This is a genomic window from Candidatus Cryosericum hinesii, from assembly GCF_003570985.1.
Classification (GTDB): Bacteria; Caldisericota; Caldisericia; order Cryosericales; family Cryosericaceae; genus Cryosericum; species Cryosericum hinesii.
The window spans coordinates 1-22,598 of record NZ_QXIW01000001.1 but is presented as its reverse complement, the minus strand read 5'-3'; the positions used below and the strand labels follow the sequence as shown (position 1 = coordinate 22,598).

Below are 22,598 nucleotides of genomic sequence, written 5' to 3'. Positions count from 1 at the left end.
AGGAGATGATGACAGATGCCGCATCGGAGTACCGGAAGCGAGCTGCGCGAGAGTGCTTCGAGCTCGAGAAAGAGTACCGCGTTGCCGTCTGGAAAGCGATTGAGCCACTAGATCACCCGACGAGACACTCCCCCATGTTCTCCATGCAATGGCGGAGGGAGAACAGAGAACTCGCCCGTCGGTGGCCGGTCTACTCGCAGTCCTCGGAAAACGCCTCGACGGTGTAAGTGAAGACGCTCAGACCCGGCTGAGAGAGGCTCTCCGTGTGGAGCCCAGCCTTGTGGCAGAGAGCTTCGAGGAATCCGTGGACGTTGGGTAACTCCTCCCAGACCTGGGGCAGGAATGTGGCCTGATAGACTCCGCGCCGAAGAATGACGCCGGGACGTGTTGCTGCAAGCTTCGATTGAAGGTCCGCCAGCGAGGAGAACGCNNTCGCTGAAAGCCGCCGACAACGCATTGGACGCAACCGCCTGAACCAGAGGAGACACGGGCATGATCGTCCCGATGCAGCCTCGAAGCTCTCCGTGCTCGGTCAGCGTGACGAACACTCCCTGATCCTGCCAGAATTTATCATCAGGGAACTCCTCGCGCGTCGGTGTCAGTTCGTGTGCATCCAGCAGCCGCATGCGAATCGATTCACGTGCCAGCACAAGCAACTGAAGGCGCTCATGTTCATTCATGCCCATTCCTGTCCTCCCAGAAACCAATCGAAGCATATCCGACAACCGCAGACTTGTCCCCTGCAGTGTCACCAGAATTCCTGTAGTCGACGAGACGGGACTTCCAGCCACATACGTGTGCCATGGCGAGGATCGTCCTGATCGGCATAAACCCACAGGCATCGTCGCCACCCAGCTTGTCGCCCTCTCCCTTCAATATGTGTCCGATCGTGGTATGGTCATGTTCCACTGCCATATCATATGGATCATAGTGACTGAGGTCGCTGGAGGCAACGATGAGCATATGTGAAAGATTCAGTGCCAGGAGCTCCTGAGCCAGGCTCTCTGTGTCCACCTCTCCCAGCACCAATGGAATGATGTCAAAATCCTTGAGAGATACCTGCAGGAATGGCAGCTGTACCTCGACCGCGTGCTCCATTGCATGGGCCTCACCGGACGTGAAGACCGAGGAGCCCTTCGTCAGGAGCTTCGCTGCATCCGGCACGTTGATGTCTCCCAGTGGCGTCTGGAACACGTCTGCTTCCGGGAGTGCCGCACCCTTGAACCACACGTGATGACTCGGGGCGAGGACGACCACAGTCGTGTGCGCAGACGTATCCAGGCTCGCGAGACAGGCGTAGCCCCCTCCCGCCACTGGACCCGAGTATACGTACCCGGCATGAGGAACGATCAACCCCCTGCATACGGCGCCGGCAACGTCGGCTGGGATACGTGCGCCCTCGATGTATCCCTCGACGTCGCTGCGCAGTTCATGAGCCTGCGCCGGGTAGAACTGCCCGGCAACAACGGCCTTTCGTATCATCGGTCCACCCCCTTGATGTGAGTCCCACAGCTCGGACAGGTCAAGCCCGTCCTGGCTGTCACCGTATAGCCCTGCCGTTCCACGACTGTTGCTCCACACTGTGGACACACCGTATCACTTGCTGCATCGTGGGCCGAAAGGTTCCCCGAATAGACGTGGAGCAGCCCTTCCTCATGCCCAACCTGCACCGCTCTCTCGATTGAAGCAGTCGGCGTGATCGGCGTATCCTGCATGTGATACATGGGGAAGAACCGCGAGACGTGCCACGGTATCGCAGGGTCGATTGACGCAACGAAATGCGCCATGGCCCTCAGTTCATGCTCAGAATCGTTGAGTCCGGGGATGATCAACGACGTGATCTCCTCCCAGACTCCTGCGTCATGGATCGCTCGTATGGCATCGAGGACAGGCTGGAGGCGTCCGCCGCATACGCGTCGGTAGAAGTCGTCGGAGAACGACTTCAGGTCGATATTGTAGGCATCGATCAAGGGTAGCGCTTCATCCAGAAGCTCACGGGAGTAGAAGCCATTGGACACGAACACCGTGCGCAAGCCGGCCTCTTTTGCCTGTACGGCAATGTCCAGGGCATACTCTGCCCACACTGCGGGCTCATTGTACGTACAGGCAATAGACGATGCTCCCTGCCGCAGCGCCAGTTGCACGACAGCTTCCGGGTCCAGGAAAGGCAGACGGGACAACTCGTCGTCCATGCCTCGCGCCTGCGAGAGTTCATAGTTCTGGCAGAAGGCGCAGGTAAAATTGCACCCGAATGTGCCCAGTGAGAGCGCGGTCGATCCAGGAAGGAAGTGATACAGCGGCTTCTTCTCAATGGGATCGAGGGCAACCGAGGCCGGGAGACCATAGACCATGGATTGCAGTTCTCCCTTCACCGTGCGACGTACACCGCACAATCCTGTTCTGCCTTCAGTAACCACACACCCATGAGCGCAGGCAAGACACTTGACGGCCCCACCCTCCTCCACACGACTGAGCCTCGCTGGTTTCATGTCATCTCCTCCGCCCCTGGCAGAGTTGCCGTTAGGAGCCGGATGGCCAGCCGCAGGGCTGCACGTGTCGATTCGACGCGGATGTGGCGTCGGTTCCCATCCAACAGTAGTCGCTCCACTGTGCACGCTCGTGGCCTCGCACAGGCTACGAACACGGTCCCGACAGGCATACCTCTGTCGTCCAATGTCGGTCCGGCTACTCCTGTCGCCGCGAGTCCTACCTGCACATTCAGCCTCTCTCTGCAGCCCTGAGCCATAGCTTCTGCCACCTCGGCGCTGACAGCACCATACTGTTTCAGCAACTCGGCCGATACTCCCAACAGTGCTGTCTTCTCCCGGTCCGTGTAGCTGATCACGCCACCCATATATGACACCGACGCTCCCGGCACAGCAGTGATGGCTTCTCCAACCATCCCCCCGGTGACCGACTCAGCCGTACCAAGGGACCAGCCATGCTGAGTCAGGAGGTTCAAGAGTGCTCTGGCAACCACCAGGAGATCCTCGTCCAGGTCTTTGCTCATCCACTCGCCAAGCGGCGCGCCCTCCGTGCCACCTCAAATCGCACCTTGTCGATATCAATGCCCAGCAACTGCCTATGCTCCATGACCCAGGAACCAGCAACCATGACCGAGTCGACAGCTCGACTGTTTGCCGACCAGAGGAGATGGGAGACCACGTTGTTCCTTGGACAGAACGATTCATCCTCGAGATCCCAGAAGACCAGATCAGCTGCAGCCCCCTCGCTCAGTGTTCCCACGTCATCAAACCCGAGAGCTCGACCTCCGTTGGCGGTCGCCATCGCAAGGAGACTGGCGTTGCTGATACCCGAGGCGTCCATGGTCGAACCTTTCATGAGCAGACCCAGCACCCGCAATTCCTCCAGCATATCGAGGTTGTCATTGCTGGCCGCTCCGTCCGTTCCTACGCAAAGGTTCACGCCGCTGCCCAGCAGGAGCCTGTAGTCAGCGATGCCGGACCCGAGCTTGAGGTTGCTCTGGACATTCAGGGCAATGCTTGCCCCCGCGTCACGCAGGATTTCCGCGTCACGGGCGGTCATGTGGACACAGTGGGCAGCCAGGAGCCGAGGCGGATTCTCGAAGTATCCCCGGTCAGCGTAGTACGAGATGGGAGACGCCCCATACGTTGCGGTAAACTCCTCGATTTCCTTGCGTGTCTCGTGAAGGTGAAACTGCACGATGACGCCAAGATCGCGGGCACGTTCGAAGTTCTCCCGGATGAACTCCGGACTCGCCGTGTAGGGAGCGTGAGGACCGAAACTGGTCCTGATGCGACCGTCGGCCTTGTTGTTCCAGCGCACGACGAACTCTTCAGACTTCTCCAGCTTGCCCCGCTCGTTGTCGAGGGAAGCGGTACCCGTCGAGAGATTGGCCCGTACGCCTGCCTCGTTTACAGCCCGAGCTACATCGTCTTCGAAGAAGTACATCTCGGCGAACGTTGTCGTTCCGGACATGATGCCTTCGGCAAGCGCAAGCAAGCTGCCATAGTAGATGTCGTCGCCATTCATGAGAGTTTCGCGTGGAAACATGTAGTCATGCAGCCACACGTCAAGCGACACTTCGTCGGCAAGCCCCCGCAGGAGGGTCATGGCAAGGTGCCCGTGGGCGTTGACAAACCCAGGAGTAACCAGGTACCTCGACGCGTCAACGACGCTGGCACCCATGGGCGGATCCACGTGACCCGCGATGCGGCTGATCTTCATTCCGTCCACAAGGATATCCACGACGCGCGTCGCGTCATCAGTTCCCCGCCCAGTATCAAGTATCCTGGCCGACGTGAATACTCGTATCATCGTGCACGCTCCTTTTCTTATATCATAGCAAATCTTGCACAAATCTCGCTAGCAAAAAACCCGCCCCTGTGAGGGCGGGCTGAAACATGCGTTGTAAACCAGTAACTCTAGATACCCTTTGGAACGATACCGAACGACTTGCCGTCTTCGAGAGGCTCGCCGGGTGTCGAGAGCATGCTCCGTATGTCCTTGGGCATACGGAAGATGCGCTCATGCGTCACGCCGTCGTAGAACTTCAGTGCGCTGGTGTCCCCAATGCGATCAGCCAGAATCCTGTCGACCGTGGCGGCATCCATATCCAGCGGGTCGTTCTTCTTGGAAGCCAGGATATATGACCAGGGAACATCGTACGCGCCGACATAAGAATACAGCGAACGAGCGATCGGGAAAACCGAACGGATGGTATCCAGAATCCTCTTGTGGACTGCAACATTCGTCGGCTTTAAATATGACGAAGTAACACAGAGGGTACCGCCCTCGTCCAGAACGCGGAATGCATGCTGATAAAACTCCTTCGTGAACAGGACGATTGACGGCCCACCCTCAAAGAGATCAGTCAGGTCTTCAATGATAACACTGTAGGAGTGGTCAGCTTGACGCTCGATGAACTTGCGGGCGTCCTCGAAGTGCATACTGACCTTGGGGTCGTGAAACGCACCCTGATGATACTCCGGCAGGTACTGTTCATACATCTGATTGGCTTCCTCGTCGATGTCGCACATGTCGATGTGTTCGACCGACTTGAAGCGCAGCAGCTCACGCAAAGACGCGCCTTCACCGCCTCCGACAACAAGCACCCTGCGTGGGTCCGGGTGACAGACCATGGCCGGCTCGTTCAGGCACTCGTGATAGATGTATTCATCCTTTACGGAACTCTGGCAGTCGCCATCGAGAATCAACATCTTGCCATAGTGCTCAGACTCGACGATTTCTACCGTCTGATACTTGGTCTTCCTGGTGGCGATCACGCCAGTCAGCGCGTGGAGATGAACCTCCCCGGGCTCAAATGTGTCATGATACCACAGCCACGCCATCTCTCATAACCTCCGTCTCGACGACCGAGTGCCCATAAACGCCTGGGCGTCCCTCGATCTCCAGTCCACGAGCAATCTCCGTCTTGACGATTGTCGTTGCCTCAAATTTCTCAGCGGCATACTCCATGGCCCGCCATGGATCGGTCTTTTCTCCACAGGTATAAACGTCTAGGGCAGCGTATCCGTACTCAGGCCATGTGTGAATGGACAGATGCGACTCGGAAATCACTACTACCCCACTAACCCCCTGAGGAGTAAAATGGTGAAACGCCAATTCCAGGATCTCTGCATTTGCTTGCAGAGCAGACTCGCGCAAGATCTCCTTAACTCTGTCCAGATCGTTCAGAACATCCGGATTACACCCAGAGACCTCGACTACCATGTGTCTACCTTCGGTGCGCATCTCGACCACCACCCCCTTTCAAAGATTAGTAAAGTAAGGATGAGGACGTTACTTTAACGTGTAGCATCATACCAGCAATCGACTGGATTGCAATGACGATGAGCCTCACGCTTGAGCGTCCGCAACAAGGCACGCGAGATACCGAAAGTCGGGATCGCGTCTGGTACGATACCTCAGCGCACCGCGTCTGCTCCCCATGGGCAGACTGCTCGAGCACATACACGGAGGAATCGATCTGGTGGAATCAACGTAAACACAAAATCGCACCGACTGAACCACGGTACGATCTCTATTAACAGGTGTCAACCAGGGGATCCTGGCCTGATTGGGCGGCCGATACGGCCGAGATACGCTCAGTCTGCAGGAATGTCTGGTTTCTCGTCCAGTTCGCCGGGCACATCCTCGGCGTCCAGAACTGTCTGCGCAGCCGTCGCATTCTCTTCGTCGATCAGGATGTCGAATGACCCAAAGGGACCCTGATAGACCGTACCGTACCCGTCCCTGACCGAGCGCTTGGCCATCGCTGGGATCCCGGCAGCAGCAAGCAGGCCGACAATCATGTTTGCTTCCATTTCATCTGAAGCTGTCGTGATGGCAATCAATTTTGTATCCATAATGTTAGTATAGCGCAGGATGGCGGCGCGTACCACAAGCACCCCGACGACAGCTTCATCATTGCATTTTGGGTCCATGACCATAGAATATGTAAGAATCAGTTGTGGAGGTAACCATGGTCAGAGTACGCTACGCACCGAGTCCCACCGGACACATTCATGTCGGCAACGCCCGGACAGCGATTTTCAACTACCTGTATGCCAGACACGAGGATGGAACCTTCATCATGCGCCTCGACGACACCGATCTCGAACGATCGACCGAAGAGAACATCGACTCGATGCTCGACGACATTCGGTGGCTGGGTCTGAATTGGGACGAAGGGTTCCTGAAAGGCGGCGACTTCGGTCCCTACCGCGAGACTGAGCGCAAACCCCTCTACGATACCTACCTCCAGCAGCTGCTCGATGAGGACAAAGCGTACCGGTGTTTCTGTACCAAGGATGAGCTCGAGGCTGAACGCCGCAAGGCGGAAGCCGAACACCGCATCTATCGATATGGTGGCACCTGTGCCCACCTGAGCGCTGAACAGGTCGAGAAGAACATTGCGGAAGGCAAGCCATACGCCATCCGCCTGCGCATTCCAGAAGAAGACGTCGTCGTCCACGACCTCATTCGAGGCGACGTCGAGTTCAAGTCAGAGGAATTCGATGACTTTGTCATTGCCCGTCAAAATGGTATTCCCATCTATAACTTCGCGACCGTCATCGACGACGCGCTGATGAAGATCACGCACATCATCCGGGCAGAAGAGCACTTGTCCAATACGCCACGCCAGGTCTTCATCTATCGGGCTCTGGGCTTCGACGTCCCGCAGTTCGCCCACGTCTCGCTGATCCTTGCCCCGGATCACAGCAAGCTCTCGAAGCGACATGGCGCCGTGTCCGTCGGTGACTACCGCCTTGAAGGATACCTTCCCGAAGCACTCATCAACTATCTCGTGCTCCTGGGATGGTCCCCCAAGGACGACCGTGAGTTCTTCACCCTGGACGAGCTGATCAAAGAGTTCTCGCTCGGCGGTGTGGGCAAGTCCGGTGCTGTCTTCGACAAGAAAAAACTGACGTGGATGAACCACATGTACCTCGGCAGGAAGGATGCAGCATCCATTCTGACGATCCTCAAGGGTGACTTCGCCGACCAGTATGTTGCAGCATTCGGCGGACTGCCGGAAGACAAGACACTGGCCGCCATCGATCTCACCAAGGGCAATGCGCAGGTCCTCCCGGATATCTTCCGGCTGGCTCGCAACATTGTCCAGCCAGACGTCGTCATCACGGACGAGAAGTCGCAGGAAGTCATCGGCTCGCCTGAGGCAAAACAGGTCCTGCAGTACCTCATGGAGCACTTCGCCGCGATCCCGTTCGGCCAGGGCGATGACGCAATGAGTTCGTGGGTGGAAGACCTTCGCAACCAGATTCCACTCCCGGCCAGGAAACTCTACAGTCCCATCCGTGTTGCGCTGTTTGGCGCCAAGGATGGCCCGGAGATTGTCAAGCTGTTCCTGATGCTCGAGCCATCGTCCATTCACGAACGCCTGCAAAAAGCTTTGGCTCTCTAGCCAGCCCTTCACCACGGAATAACAACCCCTCAGCGTTGCTCTTGCTGAGGGGTTGTTTCTATGTCGAAGCTGATCGAACTGGAGCGCGTATGCAGAGGCGCACAGGAGAAGAAGTATAAAAGGGACTACAGCTTGTTGGCTTCGGCGATAAGGGTGTCGATGAAGGCAGAAGGCTCGATATTGCGGACGGGTTCGCCACGCACAAAGAGGACGCCCTGATCACGGCCGCAGGCAATGCCGACATCGGCCGCCTTTCCCTCGCCGACACCGTTGACGACGCAACCCATGAGGGCAACAGTCACTGGCTTTATGATCTCACCCAGCCGTTCCTCGAGTTGCGCCACAAGGGACAGGATGTCGGGGACTTCACAACGGCCGCATGTCGGGCATGACACAATCTGTGCGCCACGTCTTCGCAAGTCCAGTCCCGCAAGCAGCATCCATGCCGCGTCGACCTCCAGGCCCGGGTCACCACTGATGGAGTACCGGATCGTATCGCCAATGCCGTCAAGAAGCAAGGAGCCGATGCCGGCGCTGCTCTTGACAAGCGACTGTCTCAGCGGTCCTGCCTCCGTGACCCCAAGATGAAGAGGGTAGTCGCTGCAGCCTGCAACAATGCGCACGGCTTCCACCATCTCGCGGACATCGCTGCTCTTCACGGACACCACGATATCATGAAAGTCTGCTTCCTCCAGGAGTCGCGCTTCTCGAAGCGCTTCTTCAGCGAGGGCTTGGGCTCTCTCTGAACGCGTAAGGTCGGGGTTCATCGACCCCAGATTTGCGCCGACGCGGATCGGGACGGACGCCGACTTCGCGGTCCTGGCGACCTCACGCAGCATCGCTGGGTCCTTAATGTTGGAAGGGTTCAGGCGAATCTTGTCGACACCGGCTTCGATGGATGCCAGTGCAAGGCGTGGATCGAAGTGGATATCGGCAACCAGAGGTATGGGCACTTCCCTCTTGATGGTCCGCAGGGCCCGGGCCGCTTCCATATCCTTGACTGCGAGGCGAACAAGTTCACATCCACGAAGTTCCAGCTCATGGATCTGACGGATGGTGGACGCGACGTCACGGGTATCCGTCTTGGTCATCGTCTGTACGACGACGGGGTGGTCGCCACCCATAACCACGGATCCCACCTTGACGACGCGCGACACCCGACGTTCCATAGCTAGTGGATGAAGATTCCCGCTACGTCCTTGATGGAGATCAGGACCATGATGCCGAGAAGCGCGAACAGGCCGATGCTCTGGATTGTCCCCTGGCGCTCCGGCGAGATGCGCCGGCGGATGACGGCTTCGGCCAGCAGGAACAGGACCCAGCCGCCGTCCAGCGCTGGAATAGGCAGAAGCTGCGTCAACCCGATGGCCACCGAGATGATGCCGGTCAGCCACAACAGGCTCATGAACCCGCTCATCGCTGCTTCACCAGTCATGCGGGCAATGCCGATAGGGCCGGTGAGGGACTGGACACCTCTCTTCGTAAACAGCAATGGCAGCGCTTTGATGTAGGTGACAATGTAACTTCCTGTGAACGTCAGCGCGCGCCAGACAGCCTTGAACGGGTTGTAGCGAACGAACCCAGGCCCATAGCCGATTGCAACATAGCCGAGACTCGCGTCCAGCGCGGGGGTCACGAAGATATCAACCTGCGATCCGTTGCGGGCGACGAGGATGTCGATCTGTTTGTTCTCGCTGGCTCGGACGGCAGCCGAGATCTGGTCAAAATCCGTCATGGGCACACCGTCGATGGTAAGAATGTTGTCACCTGCCTTCAGGCCTGCCGCTTCTGCGAGAGAGGAAGGCGTCACCGTGCCCACCTTGGTGGATGCGCGCGGGTCTCCAAGCGTCGAGAACACGATGCTGAAAATGAGGAATGCCAGGACCAGGTTGCCGAGCATACCNNGGACTCCATGCCCTTGATCTTCACGTATGCAAGGATCGGCAACGCGTTGATCTTGAAGACCGTTCCGTGCCACGTACGGGACCATATGGTACGGCCAAACCCAAGCCCGAATTCCTCGGTCTGCGTATGGGAAGCGGCTGCGGCGAGCATGTGGCCACCCTCGTGGAACAGGGTCGCCAGCGTGAAACTGAACACAAACGCAAGGATCGTAACAATTATCTGCACAGGTCAGACTCCTTCCCGATTGCCCGGTTGAGTGCTGTATCTCTTTTCATACCACTGTTCAGCCAGTTGACGCCCCTGGGCGACGGCTTCGACATGTGCTCGGACACTTGGATCCAGGACCTCATCCTGGGTTTCGCTGAGCACGTATCGCAGGGCTGCCACTATATCGCCAAATGTACCCTGTGCAATGAGGAAGCGTGAAACGGCCACCTCGTCCGCCCCAAGAAGTCCCAGCATCGCCCTTGGTGACCGCCTCTCTGCTTCTCTACCGATGGCAAAAGCTTCAAACTTCGCATCAATGGGCTCGAACGTAAGCTGTCCCAGTTCTTCCAGGTGCAAGCGGGTCACCTCTTCGTGCAGAGGGCGATCGGGAACCGACAACGCGTACGCAATCGCGACGCGCATGTCGGGACGGTACGCGATGGCACGGGTGGTGCCATCCCGAAACTCGACCAGACCGTGGACCACCGACTGGGGGTGCTGCACTGCAGTGATCCGCTCGCGGTCGACACCAAACAGCACGTGCGTTTCAGCCAGCTCGAGCGCCTTGTTGAACAGCGTCGCCGAGTCGACGGTCACCTTGCGACCCATCCGCCAGGATGGATGCTGTAATGCCTGTGCTGCCGTCACGTCGTTCAGTTCTGCAGCGGGCTTCGTTCGAAATGGACCGCCCGATGCAGTCAGCACAACACGCTCGACAGTCTCGGGATCCTCACCTGCAAGGCACTGCCAGACCGCCGACAACTCACTGTCGATAGGACGCAACTGTGCCCTGAATGGCTCCAGCAGGTCTCCCAGCGTGATGAGCAGTTCCTTGCTGGCGATAGCCATGGGTAATCCCAATCGCAGAAGATCGTAGACGACCTGCGCCAGGTCAGTGGAAGCTGCCGCGACAACAGGCATGTCAAGAGCGACCCTGCTGAGCATCGAGGGCAGGTCCTCATCGCTGGCCACCGGAATACGCAGATCATGACGCTCCAGCCTGATCATCAGCCGTTCACGCGCGGCATCGTCCGACATTGCGACGAAGCGCGGCCGAAAAGCCACAGCCTGCTCAGCGAGCAGTTCGTCGTTCGTGTGTGCAGTGAGACCAACGATGTGGTATCGCTCGGGCTGAGCGCGTACCACATCCAGCATCTGGGTTCCAATGGAACCCGTCGAACCAAAGAGCACAAGACCCTTGCTGCCTGTCATAAGCTACCGAACCTCCGGTTCCTGGATTTGAATTTTTGTACAATCATGTCGAGCGTCGCCGGCGTGAAATCCGGCCAGAGCACGTCCAGAAAGAACAACTCGGCATAGGCCATCTCCCACAGCAGAAAATTGGATACCCGCGATTCTGCTCCCGTACGGACAACAATGTCTGGGGGAGCCTCACCCTTTAGCCATAGATACGAATCGAACCGTTCTTCTGTGAGTTCTTCGGGTGTCGCCGTTCCCGCCGCGCATTCGGCAGCAAATGTCTTTGCCGCGAGCAGGATCTCAGCCCGTCCTCCGTAGTTGAGGGCGACGTTGAGATGAAGACCGTCGCAGGCGGCCGTACGCTTCTCGATTGCCTCGACCGAAGCGCTGACGTCGCCAGGCAACGCCGCACGATCTCCGATGATCCGCACGCGCACGTGCTGAGAAACCAGCTCTGGTAACCATTTCGTAACCATCGAGACGAACAGGTGCAGGATGTAGCTGACTTCATCCGGCGGTCGCTTCCAATTTTCCGTCGAGAAGGCAAAAATGGTCAAGGCGGTCACGCCCAACCCGGGCGCAGCCGCCACGATGTCATGTACTACCTGAGCGCCCTGCCTGTGGCCGGCAATTCGAGGCAGCCCACGCTTGACCGCCCACCTGCCATTGCCATCCATCACAATGGCGACATGAAGCTGACTGCTTGTAGCCACGACGTCAGACGTCCCTATAGAGAAAGGATCTCCTTCTCCTTGGCCTCGAAGGCTTTGTTGACCTCTGTGATGTGTTTGTCCGTGAGTTTGTCGAGGTCTTCCTCAAGCCGATGCTGCTCATCCTCGGAGAGTTCCTTTGCCTTCTCCTTCGCCTTGATGTCATCGCGGACATCACGCCGAACGGAGCGGATCTCTTCACGGAACTTCTCTGTGAGCTGAGAGATGCGCGCTACCATCTTCTTCCGCTCGTCAAGAGTCAGATCCGGGAAGACGAGCCGTACACGCTGGCCGTCATTGGTGGGCGTGACGCCGATGTTGGCCTTCAGAATAGCGCGCTCAACTTCCTTCAACAGGCTCTTGTCCCATGGTTCCACGACAAGGATCTTCGCCTGTGGAGCCGAAATTGTAGCCACATCCTTCAGAGGGTTGCGCTGTCCGTAGGCCTCAACAACGACACCATCAACGTAGGCCGGCGTGATTCGACCGGCACGAATCTCGGAGTAGTCCTTGAGAAGGGCCTGATGAGCAGCCTGCATCTTGGCATCGATTGGCGTGAAGTACTTGTCCACCTAAGCCTCCTTGATGAGAGTTCCAATGTCGCCTTGCATCACCGCCCGGACAATGTTACCGGGCTTGTTCATGTTGAACAGTAGGATTGGGAGATGATTCTCGCGGCAAAGAGAGACGGCCGTCGCGTCCATCGCCTTCAGATGGTCTGCCAGAAACTGGTCGTACCCCAGTTGACGGTAGGGTGCCGCCGTTTTGTCCGTGCGTGGATCGCTCGAGTAGACTGCGTCAACGTTTGTGCCCTTCAGGAAGATGTCCGCTCCGACCTCGACGGCTCGAAGAGCAGCAACAGTGTCCGTCGTGAAATACGGGAGACCGGTCCCTCCTACAAAAATAACAACGCGATTCCTGCGGAGATGCTCAAGAGCCCGCTGGCGGATGTATGGCTCACAAACCTCATCCAGACGCAATGCCGACATTGCCCTCGCTTCGAGTCCAACCTGTTCGAACGCCGATTGCAGTGCCAGTCCATTCATGATGGTCGCCAGCATCCCCATATAATCGGCCGTGGCACGGTCCAGACCCGTACCCTCGGCATTGGCTCCTCGCCAGATGTTCCCGCCGCCAATGACCAAACCGACCTGTACGCCCAGTTCGAGAAGCTGCTGCACCTCTCGCGAGATGAACTGCAATACCGAGAAATCAATGCCAGAAGCGGCGCTGCCCTTCAGAGCCTCGCCGCTGAGTTTCAGCACTACTCTCTTGTACAACGCCGCCATGGGTGTGAGTGTATGTCGAAGACTAGCAGACTGTGGGCTTGCCGCCGATCTTGAAGCGCACAAACCGCGCGACTACGATGTTCTCGCCGGTCTTGGCAATCATTGCCTTGATGAGCTCATCGATCGTCTTGCTCTCATCACGGATATACGGCTGCTGTATCAGACAGTTCTCTTTATAATATGCTCCCAGCTTGCCCTCGATGATCTTCTCCCAGACCTGTTCCGGCTTCTTCTCAGCCTCGAGCTGAACGCGGTAGAGAGCTTTCTCATGGTCGACAACGTCCGCCGGAACGTCCTCCGGACGGATGAAGGAAGGATCCGTGGCCGCGACCTGTATCGCAATCTCCTTGCCCAGACCCTGGAAATCCTCGGTCTTGGCGACGAAATCGGTCTCGCAGTTCAACTCGACCAGGACACCCAGCTTGCCACCAGCGTGTATATAGGTGAAGACCATGCCGTCTCCAGCCTCACGTGACGACTTGGAAATAGCCTTGGCCAGTCCCTTCTCCCGCAACACGTCGATAGCTTTGTCGATGTTCCCATCGCTAGCTACGAGTGCCTTCTTGCAGTCAAGGACACCGGCGCCGGTTCGTTCGCGCAGGGTCTTGACACTCTCCATATCAATCGTTGCCATTATCTCACCTCATTCTCGTCGTCCGTGCTGTCCTCCACCTCTACCACCGGCTCCTTCGCCTTCTCAGCTTCATGGGCGAAGTCGGCCATGCTGGCGTGCTCCTCGTTTGCCTCGGACTGCTGCACGCCTTCGCGTCCCTCGATAAGGGCACTGGCCATGAGCGCGGTGATGAGACGGAGAGACCTGATTGCATCATCGTTTGCTGGAATCTGGTAGTCGATCTCGTCAGGGTTGCAGTTGGTGTCGACGATGGCGACCACCGGAATACCAAGCACATGTGCTTCCTGAATGGCGCTATGCTCCTTGTGGGTATCGATGACATAGATGGCACGGGGAAGACCTTCCATGGTACGAAGACCGCCGAACAGCTTGCTCAGGCGAGCCTTGGACTTCATGGTCTTCGTGCGTTCCTTGATTCCCATGGTCTCGATAACACCATCGGCTTCTTCGCGGTCGATCTGCTTCAGGCGGTCGATGCTCTTGCGGACAGTGATGTAGTTGGTCATGAGACCGCCCACCCAGCGCTCGTTGACATACCAGGCGCCTGCACGGGTCGCTTCTTCACGAACGATATCCTGCGCAGCCTTCTTGGTGCCGATGAAAATGACGTTGCCACCTTCACGCGAAACCTTCGAAAGGAACGCGTACGCCTCGTCGAGTTTGGCTACGGTCTGTTTGAGATCAAAAATGTGAATGCCGTTGCGCTGCGTGAAGATATAATGCTTCATACGCGGGTCCCATCTGCGGACCTGGTGACCAAAATGAACGCCTGCCTCAAGCAGGGACTTCATTGTTACGACTGCCACAATAGTACCTCCTGTTAGTTTTTTACCTCCGCTCGTTCAACTTCCGGAGAACCGCAATGCGGAACACTCCAGAATCCCGGGCGTGTGGAATCTTGCATGGCAATTGTACCAGAAAATGCCGCTGCTGGCAAGCGAGGCGCTGTGACGACTGGGAGGACTCAGGAGCCTTGAACGTCGACGTGCAGGCAATGCCGTGTCCAGATGTCCAGATGCGCAGTTTCTCTACAATTGACTTGCATTTCATCATCTCTACAATGGAAACAAGAGACAGAAAGCCCGCCTTTCTTTGTAAGGACACGCGCCTGCTGAAAGAGCACGAGAGGGGCATGAGGAGGCACAATGGAAGAAGTCTTGCGGAACCTGAACAAGGAAATGGGTGTGACAGGGAGTGCCATCGTGAGCAAGGACGGCCTCGTCATTGCCAGCGCTCTGGACCAGGATGAGGAGTCTGTCGCCGGCATGACGGCAAGCGTTTTTCAGAGCGCTTCGACGACATCCGGCATCATGGCCATAGGGACGATTGGCATGATTACTCTCGAGAGTGACAAAGGCAAGGCCTTCATGATCGACCTGCCCGACGCGTTTCTCGTGGTTCTCACGAACTCGGAAGTGAACCTCGGGCGTCTGCGTATCGAGCTTCGCAAGGCGGCCAACCAGCTCAGAACACAGATGTAGCCGCTGCTGCGCGCGGGCATTTCTGGCGCGGCACTGTCGGTCAGCCGACATCTCTGGTCGTATTGTGGTGCTACTCGGACGCAATGGGCTGTTCTCACGAACGTGCACTATGCGTACGCGACAATGTACAAGGAGGAACCATGCCAGACAGTTTTATGGACAAGCTCAAGAGGGCTGCGGGCAATGTCGCCGACGGAGCAAAGGACTTGGCGGCAAGCACAAAACTGAAGATGGATATCTCAGGTCTTCAGGGCAAGATCAAAGACGCGAAGCAGGAATTGGGCGTGAACGTATACGCCATGCTTGAGCAGGGAAACACCATCGATAACATCACCGGCGCATTCGTCACCGTCCAGGCGGCAGTCGTCGAGTTTGAAGCTCAGATAGCTGCAAAACAGGCAGAGCTCAAGAAGATCGGCGACGACAGCGCCTGAGCTTTCTCTCCTCATAGAAGTCGTCGAAAGGCGTGCGCTCTCCGCGCACGCCTTTTTGTTGTGCCCGTTGCGGGTACACTGATTTCATGACAGAACATGAACTGCAGTTCCTGCTGCGGGAGCTGACGACCTCACAGGACTATGACGGGCAGATCGTCGGCCGGCTGGACTTCAAAGCGCGGGAAGCGACGTTCGTTCCTCTGCCGTCTGCGGTGGATCCCGACTTGTCAGCCGACCTTGCAGACAAAGGGATCCGCGAGCTGTATTCCTTCCAGCGTGCCTGTTTCGACAGTGCCGAGGGCGGCTACAATGTAACGGTGGTCAGCCCCACGGCGAGCGGAAAGAGCCTCGCCTTCCAGCTACCGGTCCTCGACCATCTCCTCAAACATCCCGGGGCAACAGCTCTGTTCCTCTATCCCACGAAGGCACTTATCGAAGACCAGCTGGCCAAGCTGAGAGAAATGGAACGATGCATGGACCACATCAACACCGCCGTCTATGATGGCGATACCGACCCCGACGCGAGGCGCCAGCTGCGCAAGTTCGGGCGCCTCATCCTGTCCAACCCCGACAGCCTCCACTACAGCATTCTGCCGCATCACGAGAGCTGGTCACGGTTTATGCGCGGACTGGCGTTCATCGTCGTCGACGAAGGTCACTACTACCATGGTGTCCTGGGTTCGCACATGGCCCTGCTCCTGCGACGTCTTCGGCGACTGGCCAACTTCTATGGCGCCCACCCCGTGTTCATTGTCACGTCCGCTACCATCGACGAACCCGGCAAGTTCGCTTCCCGGCTGACAGGCGAGATTGTGCATCAAGTCGATCCCTCGGGCGCCCCTGAGGGAAAGAGGACCCTCCTGCTGTTCAACCCCAGGATCGTCGACAAACAGAACAACATCCGCAAGAGCGTCATGAAGGAAACGCTGTGGCTTTTTCAGCGCGCCGTTCAGGAAGATGTGCGAACGATCGTCTTTACGAAATCGCGTCAGGAAGCAGAATTGTTGTACAAGTACGTCAGGGATGCCGGAGCAGGCAAGGGCCAACGCCTTGGAGACCGCGTCGCCACCTACCGAGCAGGCTACCTCCCTGCTGTTCGCAGGGGCATCGAACACCGTCTTTCCTCCGGCGAGCTGACCGGCGTCATCACAACCAATGCGCTCGAACTCGGCATCGACATCGGACACCTCGACGTGTCGATCACGGCGGGTTACCCTGGTTCCGTGACCAGCCTCTTTCAACAGATGGGACGGGCAGGGCGCGAACGAGACCATTCGCTGTCCGTGTTTGTGGCGTCATCGAACCCACTCGACCAATACGTTGTTCAGACACCGGGATTCCTGTCGTCAGGCCGCTTCGGCACGCCGACGATCAACCCTGGCAACGAGTACATCCTGAGCGCTCACCTCCGCTGCGCGGCGTATGAACTCCCGCTGCGAGCAGCAATCGACGTCGAGTACTTCGGCCCGCAGTACACCCCGCTCGTCGAACAGCTGGAGGCAGACGGAAAGCTGCGCGCCCGTGGTCCGCTCGTCGTGTCGACGGAGACCTACCCCCACCGGTTCGTGAGTCTGCGCACGCTGTCGGATAAGCGCTACCACATTCTGAACCAGGGCGACGGGCAAGTCATCGAGGAAGCCGACGCCTACAAGGTCATCGAGGAATTCTACCCCGGTGCCGTGTTCCTCCATCAGGGAGACTCGTATCTCGTCACGGACAATGATCACGAACAGCAGGTCGTCCATGCCGTCCCCACGACGCAGAACTACTACACCGACGCAATTATCCGCAGCGACGTCGTCGTCCAGAACGAACGGGGGCACCGTGACTACGGCGATGTCGGCCTGTCGTTCGGCAAGGTCGTGGTGTCCGAGCAGACGGTCGGCTTCATCAAGAAGAGTTTTCACATCGAGACAGAGGTTGGGCGAGAGTACATCGACACGCCCGAGATCAGCTATGAGACGATGGCGCTCTGGATTACGGTTCCTGACGCCATGCTCGATAGGCTCACGGAAGGTGGCTACGATATCGCGGGGAGCCTGCACGCAGCCGAGCACCTGCTCATCGCCCTGATGCCGATCGTCGTGCTGTGCGACCAGCGTGACTTGGGTGGCATCTCGACGATACTCCACCGGGATACGTTGAAACCCAGCATCTTTGTGTATGATGGGCATATCGGAGGCGTCGGCCTCACTGAATCGGCATACGGCCGCTTCCGCGATGTCGTAAGCCTTGCATTGGACCGGGTGACCGAGTGCCCCTGCAAGGATGGCTGTCCAAGCTGTGTATACTCGCCAAAGTGCGGCAACAACAACAAGCCGCTGGACAAGAATGGTGCACGTGTTCTGCTCGGGCTCCTGCTCGACAGACTTGACACGACCACTGGAGGTGGCGCATGAGCAAAGAAGGAATGGTTACTCTTCTCAAGGATGCACTGCAGCTCGAGATCGAAGGATGGCTGTTCTACCTCGGCGTAACCTGCACCCTGCCCAAAGGGGCGGTGCAGGACGTTTTCATCTATCTGACCGAGCAGGAGGAGAAACACCGGAAGTACATCAGCAAGGAACTGGACCATGTGCTGGCGGGCGGCACACTGGACATCACTGAACTCGCAGCACTGAAAGAAACGACGCACGATGAAGTCCTGGCCGACGCCGTGCGCAGCGCAACAGATCTCTCACAGCACGAAGCCTCCGCGATCCACACGGGTATGCTGCTCGAACGCAATTCGTGGGAATTCTATCATGCCGCGGCCGAGAAGGCAACCCAGCCAGACGAGGCCACCATGTACAGACAGCTCGAAGAGTGGGAGAAACTCCACCTTCATCTTCTCGAGAAGGCATATGACCTCCTCAAGGAACGAATCTGGGCGGAGAACCGGTTCGCACCGTTCTAGAGTGCAGCGTCCTCCCTGGATCCCAAACACTTGCCCGCGATGATGTGAACGTGCAGGTGTGACACGGTCTGTCCACCTTCTGCGCCGGAATTGATCATGACGCGGTACCCTGCTTCAAGGTGATACTTGACCGCTATCAGGCGGATGACCTCGAAGAGGTGAACGATCAGTTCATTGTCTTCTGCCCCGAGAGCATCGATGCGAGCGATGTGCTTGCGGGGGATTACGAGCAGATGTACCGGCGCCTTCGGGAACCGGTCCTTGATGACGAAAACCGTCTCATCCTCATAGACGTATTCGGCCGGTGCTTCGTGCCGGCCGACACGGCAGAAAACACAGTTCTGTTCGTTCGCGCTCATCATGTGGCTGCACTCCCGGAAAGGACGACCCGGTCGCCGTCGAAGTGACAGCCCTCGACATGGACGACGACAAAGTTGTCGCGTTCGAGCATCTTGTTTCCACACACATGTCCCTCCGTCCAGAGGTAGTGCTCTGAATACCCTTCAACCTCCCCGAGGGAGGACTTCTCCGATACGATCGTTACATCCCGACCGATGAATCGACGGGCAAATGCCATACCTGTCTGCTCCGCGGCCTCAAGCACACGGTGCAGCCGATCCTTCGCGACTCCCGCGGAGACCTGATGGTCCTCACGCGCCGCAGGGGTGAAGGGACGAGGTGAATACGGGAAGACATGGACCTTGGCAAACGCCGCAAGCCGGATCACGTCCAGGGTAGCCTGCAGGTCCTGCTCGGTCTCACCGGGGAACCCGACGATGACGTCCGTCGTCAGGGCAAACGATGGATCATCCGCCCGCAGGCGTTGCACACTGTCGAGCAGGCTCTTCGATGCATACGGCCGCCGCATGCGCTGCAGCACCGCGTCACTCCCGCTCTGCAGGGGAAGATGCAGCTGCGGACACAGCGCGGCATGGTTCGCAAACTGACTGACCAGTGCTTCCGTGATCGCGTCCGGGTTCAGGGAGCTGACGCGTACGCGCGTCGGAAGCCCTGCGGCCTCAAGCGCCCACAGCATGCTGTCCAGCAGGACGGGCAGCATGTCCGGCACCTCCTCACGAGCATGTTCTTCCAATGCAAGTGGCGTCCTCCCGTACTTGCCTATCTCCGTCCCGGTCAGTACGACTTCCTTGACGCCTGCTGCCGCCAGCCCCATGACTTCGTCCACTGCCACATCGATTGCCTTGGATTCCAGGCGCGCACCACGCACGAACGGCACCACACAGTAGGTGCACATGTTGTCGCAGCCCTCCTGAACGCGCACATCCACACGGTTGCGAGGGCCCGCCCTCTGAATGCACCCGTCGACCCATCGCGCAGCGGTCTGGACTGTGTCACCTGAGCCGACGACAAGCCTCGCCACTTCTGCTCGATCACCCATGGCGACGACGGTGACGCCGACAGGAGCCCCCGTACGCGTCAGATTCAGCAGTGCAGCCCCGCATCCGGTGAGATACACGGGCGCTCCCGGCCGTTCGCGCAGGGCACGACGCGCAAACTGCAGGCTCTGAGCCTGGGCCCGGTTCGTGACACTGCACGAGTTCACGATGACGGCGTCGGCTTCAGTCAGCGTTGTGGTCGTTTCGGCGCCCAGCAACCGCATTTCCTGTGCATAGAGTTCGGAGTCGACCTCGTTGACCTTGCAGCCGAGCGTGTAGATGAATACCTTCATGCGGTCGCCTGCAACTCCCGCACCATGAGCATGGTGGCAAACCCGGCGAGCTCGCTCCTGAGAATGCCCGTGCTGAGACGAACGGCTAAGGCGCCTCGTTCGATAAGCAAAGCCTCCTCGGGCCCCGAAAACCCACCCTCCGGGCCTACTGCGACTGCAACCGAACCATCCAGGGCATATGTCCCGTCACGCGCAAGTCCCATCATGGTCGAAGCTGCGCGAGGAGACATCATGATCAGACTGTCCACAGGGCCGACACATGACAAACCGTCCTGGAGCCCCGTTGCCAGTTCGACCGTCGGGACGTCACCTGTCTCGGCCTGCTCGGCCGAGGACAGAGCCACCTGGCCCAGGCGCTCGAGCCGCCCGGCGACATTCCATGGCTGGCTGCGCTCAGCGGCATACAGGACGAAACGATGCACTCCCAGTGGAGCACAAACATGGACAACGTCATCGAGCAGCGCAGGTCGGATGATTGCCTGCAAAAGGATGACCGGGTGCAGGGAAAAGGGCGACTGGCGGACGCCCTCCACGGAAACGGCAAGGCCGGACCTGGAGGCATCTTCAACAACCGCGTCATATAGTTCTCCTGCGTGAAACAGGACGATCCGTTCGCCGTGACGAGCACGGAGGACATCTGCAATGTGGTGCGCAGCAGGCGTGCCGCCAAGCATGACATGTTCGCCCAGCCTGAGCGACCGACCCGCCTCGAACGCCGGCATGGATCAGCCGCTACCCGAGACCCTGCCGAGGTATCCTGCGAAACTCTCCAGAACTGTGATGGCCCGGATGTAGTTCATGCGGATGGGGCCGACGAGACCGAGAACGCCCCTCTGGTTCGAATCAAGCGAGTAGCTCACCGACACGAGGCTGAAGCTCCTCAGTTCCTCCCGCTGGTTCTCCTCTCCGATGAACAGGCTGATCTCTCCCCGGTCGCTCAGCGAATTCAGGTAGGGTTTCACGACCTCTTCGCGGCTCAGGAAGGTGCTCAGTGTAGAAAACGCCCCAACCTGGTCATCCGGAAGCTCGCTCAGCATCTGTTCGATACCCCGGACAAAGATCTGACTCTCTCCCTTGCGCAACTCGCCTTCCATGAGCTGGGCCACGGCGTCCAGAACGCCTTCGTAGCGCAGAGCAAGGTCTTGCGGCAGCATGTTGCCAAAGCGAAGGGTGTGAATGCCCTCATCGAGGCTCTTTCCACGGAGTTCCCTGGCAAAAATGGCATTGATATCTGCGAGTTCCTGCTCAGTCGTGTCTGCCGGGGCAAGCAGCTTATATCCCTCGACGTTCTCGCGGTCAGTGATGAAGACCAGCATGAGCACTGTTTCGCTGAATGGCACCAGACTGACATGACGCAGAGTCACAGAGTTGATCGGGGGAGACAGGACAAAACTCACTTTCTTCGTGCGGTCAGACACCGCAGTCGCCACACCGTCGAACAGACGTGGAAGGCTCTCATACTGCAGTGGGAGATCCATCGGTCCGGTGAACATGCGCTGACGCGTCGCTTCGACGAGAAATGCCGAGATATACATGTGATACCCCAGCACCGTCGGAACGCGCCCGGCTGATACGTGAGGCTGCTGAAGATATCCCATGCTGCTAAGCTCCGCCATTTCATTGCGGATCGTTGCAGACGAGAGGTCGTTGCCCAGTTGGCTGGTTACGAATCCCGAACTGACAGGCTCGCCGTCGTCCATGTACTTCCGGACGATAGCCAGCAATATGCGCTTCTGCCGTTCTGTGAGGAACATCTATGTCACCTCATCTATTGTACCGATTAGCGCCAAGCTGACAAGCAACGAGTTGCATCGACTCATCTAAAATGTACGTGAAATGGCTCCGTAAACTCATGAGAAAACGGAGGTGAAGGATGACAGACTACTGCTGATCCTTGGGATGTGTAACACTCTCGGGACGGTTCNNCAAAAGGGCTCGGGGGAATGACACAGGGAAAGACAGGAATGACGGAGGCAAGGGGCACTGACACGGTCCCGCGAGTCAGGTTGAAGCAGTTGCTAGGCGAAATCTCCCTTCTTATAAATCTTCAATTCGGGAATAATTTTCGCAATATTGGTAAAATCTTCATCTTTATGCAGGAGATACAAATTGTTTTCTATTGCTGTCTGAGCAATTAATAAATCGATTGTACTTCGTATTGTAATGCCCGCTCTTCTGCAGGTGAAATTCATATATGCAGCTTTTTCAAATGATTTCTTCTCTTCACTCAGATAATAGAATGG

General features: G+C 57.8%; 26 protein-coding genes and 2 pseudogenes. 6 read left to right on the top strand and 22 right to left on the bottom strand.

Features of this window, described 5'->3' with window-relative positions; all coding sequences use genetic code 11:
* Window positions 1–227, top strand: a 227-nt coding sequence (locus SMC3_RS09495; protein ID WP_207799586.1) for a hypothetical protein, incomplete at its 5' end; no start/stop codon positions are given.
* On the opposite strand, the gene SMC3_RS09840 is transcribed toward SMC3_RS09495, so the two are convergent.
* The 9 genes and pseudogenes from SMC3_RS09840 to SMC3_RS00100 all read right to left on the bottom strand — a co-directional run bounded on the left by SMC3_RS09840 (window position 191) and on the right by SMC3_RS00100 (window position 6,428).
* Window positions 191–457 carry an AMMECR1 domain-containing protein gene (locus tag SMC3_RS09840; protein WP_119089689.1) on the bottom strand — a complete coding sequence of 89 codons (267 nt, stop codon included), beginning with the start codon at window positions 455–457 and terminating at the stop codon, window positions 191–193. The genes SMC3_RS09495 and SMC3_RS09840 overlap by 37 nt on opposite strands.
* A pseudogene (locus SMC3_RS09835) lies at window positions 447–680 on the bottom strand (AMMECR1 domain-containing protein); the annotation flags it as partial. The gene SMC3_RS09840 and the pseudogene SMC3_RS09835, both read right to left, overlap by 11 nt.
* Entirely contained in the window at window positions 673–1,482 is an 810-nt protein-coding gene (amrB, locus tag SMC3_RS00130; RefSeq protein WP_119086720.1) for an AmmeMemoRadiSam system protein B, read from the bottom strand. The gene amrB and the pseudogene SMC3_RS09835, both read right to left, overlap by 8 nt.
* The gene (gene amrS, locus SMC3_RS00125; protein ID WP_119086719.1) at window positions 1,479–2,489 is read right to left on the bottom strand and encodes an AmmeMemoRadiSam system radical SAM enzyme; all 1,011 of its coding nucleotides are present in this window, start codon (window positions 2,487–2,489) and stop codon (window positions 1,479–1,481) included. Before amrS ends, amrB begins: the two co-directional genes overlap by 4 nt.
* Window positions 2,486–3,010 carry a CinA family protein gene (locus SMC3_RS00120; RefSeq protein ID WP_119086718.1) on the bottom strand — a complete coding sequence of 175 codons (525 nt, stop codon included), beginning with the start codon at window positions 3,008–3,010 and terminating at the stop codon, window positions 2,486–2,488. Before SMC3_RS00120 ends, amrS begins: the two co-directional genes overlap by 4 nt.
* Window positions 3,007–4,299 carry an amidohydrolase gene (locus SMC3_RS00115; RefSeq protein WP_119086717.1) on the bottom strand — a complete coding sequence of 431 codons (1,293 nt, stop codon included), beginning with the start codon at window positions 4,297–4,299 and terminating at the stop codon, window positions 3,007–3,009. Before SMC3_RS00115 ends, SMC3_RS00120 begins: the two co-directional genes overlap by 4 nt.
* A 107-nt stretch (window positions 4,300–4,406) precedes the next feature.
* Window positions 4,407–5,333, bottom strand: coding sequence for a spermidine synthase (locus tag SMC3_RS00110; RefSeq protein ID WP_119089688.1), 927 nt, complete (start codon window positions 5,331–5,333; stop codon window positions 4,407–4,409).
* Complete coding sequence (gene speD / locus SMC3_RS00105) at window positions 5,311–5,736, bottom strand: adenosylmethionine decarboxylase (protein ID WP_119089687.1); 426 nt, start codon at window positions 5,734–5,736, stop codon at window positions 5,311–5,313. Before speD ends, SMC3_RS00110 begins: the two co-directional genes overlap by 23 nt.
* Window positions 5,737–6,089: 353 nt before the next feature.
* The gene (locus SMC3_RS00100; protein WP_165846464.1) at window positions 6,090–6,428 is read right to left on the bottom strand and encodes a putative signal transducing protein; all 339 of its coding nucleotides are present in this window, start codon (window positions 6,426–6,428) and stop codon (window positions 6,090–6,092) included.
* 38 nt (window positions 6,429–6,466) lie between these two features.
* On the opposite strand from SMC3_RS00100, the gene gltX reads away from it, so the two are divergent.
* Window positions 6,467–7,909, top strand: a complete 1,443-nt coding sequence (gltX, locus tag SMC3_RS00095; RefSeq protein WP_119086714.1) for a glutamate--tRNA ligase — start codon at window positions 6,467–6,469, stop codon at window positions 7,907–7,909.
* A 125-nt stretch (window positions 7,910–8,034) separates the two neighbouring features.
* Here the strand turns inward: gltX and ispG are convergent, their stop codons facing one another.
* The 8 genes and pseudogenes from ispG to rpsB form a co-directional block, all read right to left on the bottom strand.
* Window positions 8,035–9,078: a flavodoxin-dependent (E)-4-hydroxy-3-methylbut-2-enyl-diphosphate synthase gene (ispG, locus tag SMC3_RS00090; protein ID WP_119086713.1), complete on the bottom strand. Its 1,044-nt coding sequence runs from the start codon at window positions 9,076–9,078 to the stop codon at window positions 8,035–8,037.
* A 2-nt stretch (window positions 9,079–9,080) separates the two neighbouring features.
* Window positions 9,081–9,964 (bottom strand): annotated as a pseudogene (locus SMC3_RS00085) (M50 family metallopeptidase).
* Between the two features lie 78 nt (window positions 9,965–10,042).
* A complete protein-coding gene (locus SMC3_RS00075; protein WP_119089685.1) occupies window positions 10,043–11,233 on the bottom strand; it encodes a 1-deoxy-D-xylulose-5-phosphate reductoisomerase in 1,191 nt (396 codons plus the stop codon).
* Window positions 11,230–11,934: a polyprenyl diphosphate synthase gene (gene uppS / locus SMC3_RS00070; protein ID WP_207799583.1), complete on the bottom strand. Its 705-nt coding sequence runs from the start codon at window positions 11,932–11,934 to the stop codon at window positions 11,230–11,232. Before uppS ends, SMC3_RS00075 begins: the two co-directional genes overlap by 4 nt.
* Window positions 11,935–11,948: 14 nt before the next feature.
* Window positions 11,949–12,503, bottom strand: a complete 555-nt coding sequence (gene frr / locus SMC3_RS00065) for a ribosome recycling factor (RefSeq protein WP_207798886.1) — start codon at window positions 12,501–12,503, stop codon at window positions 11,949–11,951.
* Entirely contained in the window at window positions 12,504–13,220 is a 717-nt protein-coding gene (gene pyrH / locus SMC3_RS00060) for a UMP kinase (protein WP_119086707.1), read from the bottom strand. It abuts the gene before it with no gap.
* Window positions 13,221–13,242: 22 nt separating this feature from the next.
* Window positions 13,243–13,854, bottom strand: a complete 612-nt coding sequence (tsf, locus tag SMC3_RS00055; RefSeq protein ID WP_119086706.1) for a translation elongation factor Ts — start codon at window positions 13,852–13,854, stop codon at window positions 13,243–13,245.
* The gene (gene rpsB / locus SMC3_RS00050; RefSeq protein ID WP_119086705.1) at window positions 13,854–14,660 is read right to left on the bottom strand and encodes a 30S ribosomal protein S2; all 807 of its coding nucleotides are present in this window, start codon (window positions 14,658–14,660) and stop codon (window positions 13,854–13,856) included. Before rpsB ends, tsf begins: the two co-directional genes overlap by 1 nt.
* Window positions 14,661–14,999: 339 nt before the next feature.
* On the opposite strand from rpsB, the gene SMC3_RS00045 reads away from it, so the two are divergent.
* From SMC3_RS00045 to SMC3_RS00030, 4 genes are all read left to right on the top strand, one after another.
* Window positions 15,000–15,335 (top strand): roadblock/LC7 domain-containing protein, encoded by a 336-nt coding sequence (locus tag SMC3_RS00045; protein WP_119086704.1) that lies wholly within the window; start codon window positions 15,000–15,002, stop codon window positions 15,333–15,335.
* A gap of 140 nt (window positions 15,336–15,475) precedes the next feature.
* Complete coding sequence (locus SMC3_RS00040) at window positions 15,476–15,769, top strand: hypothetical protein (protein ID WP_119086703.1); 294 nt, start codon at window positions 15,476–15,478, stop codon at window positions 15,767–15,769.
* 86 nt (window positions 15,770–15,855) lie between these two features.
* Window positions 15,856–18,168: a DEAD/DEAH box helicase gene (locus SMC3_RS00035; protein WP_119086702.1), complete on the top strand. Its 2,313-nt coding sequence runs from the start codon at window positions 15,856–15,858 to the stop codon at window positions 18,166–18,168.
* Window positions 18,165–18,665 (top strand): ferritin-like domain-containing protein, encoded by a 501-nt coding sequence (locus SMC3_RS00030; protein WP_119086701.1) that lies wholly within the window; start codon window positions 18,165–18,167, stop codon window positions 18,663–18,665. The genes SMC3_RS00035 and SMC3_RS00030 overlap by 4 nt, the downstream gene beginning before the upstream one ends.
* Here SMC3_RS00030 and SMC3_RS00025 read toward each other — a convergent pair.
* The 5 genes from SMC3_RS00025 to SMC3_RS00005 all read right to left on the bottom strand — a co-directional run.
* Window positions 18,662–19,027, bottom strand: coding sequence for an HIT domain-containing protein (locus SMC3_RS00025; RefSeq protein ID WP_119086700.1), 366 nt, complete (start codon window positions 19,025–19,027; stop codon window positions 18,662–18,664). The genes SMC3_RS00030 and SMC3_RS00025 overlap by 4 nt on opposite strands.
* On the bottom strand, window positions 19,024–20,355 hold the full coding sequence (locus SMC3_RS00020; protein WP_119086699.1) for a MiaB/RimO family radical SAM methylthiotransferase: 1,332 nt from the start codon (window positions 20,353–20,355) through the stop codon (window positions 19,024–19,026). Before SMC3_RS00020 ends, SMC3_RS00025 begins: the two co-directional genes overlap by 4 nt.
* A complete protein-coding gene (locus tag SMC3_RS00015) occupies window positions 20,352–21,077 on the bottom strand; it encodes an RsmE family RNA methyltransferase (RefSeq protein WP_119086698.1) in 726 nt (241 codons plus the stop codon). The genes SMC3_RS00020 and SMC3_RS00015 overlap by 4 nt, the downstream gene beginning before the upstream one ends.
* Window positions 21,078–21,080: 3 nt before the next feature.
* Window positions 21,081–22,109 carry a heat-inducible transcriptional repressor HrcA gene (hrcA, locus tag SMC3_RS00010; protein WP_119086697.1) on the bottom strand — a complete coding sequence of 343 codons (1,029 nt, stop codon included), beginning with the start codon at window positions 22,107–22,109 and terminating at the stop codon, window positions 21,081–21,083.
* A gap of 264 nt (window positions 22,110–22,373) precedes the next feature.
* Window positions 22,374–22,598, bottom strand: a 225-nt coding sequence (locus SMC3_RS00005) for a PIN domain nuclease (protein WP_165846462.1), incomplete at its 5' end; no start/stop codon positions are given.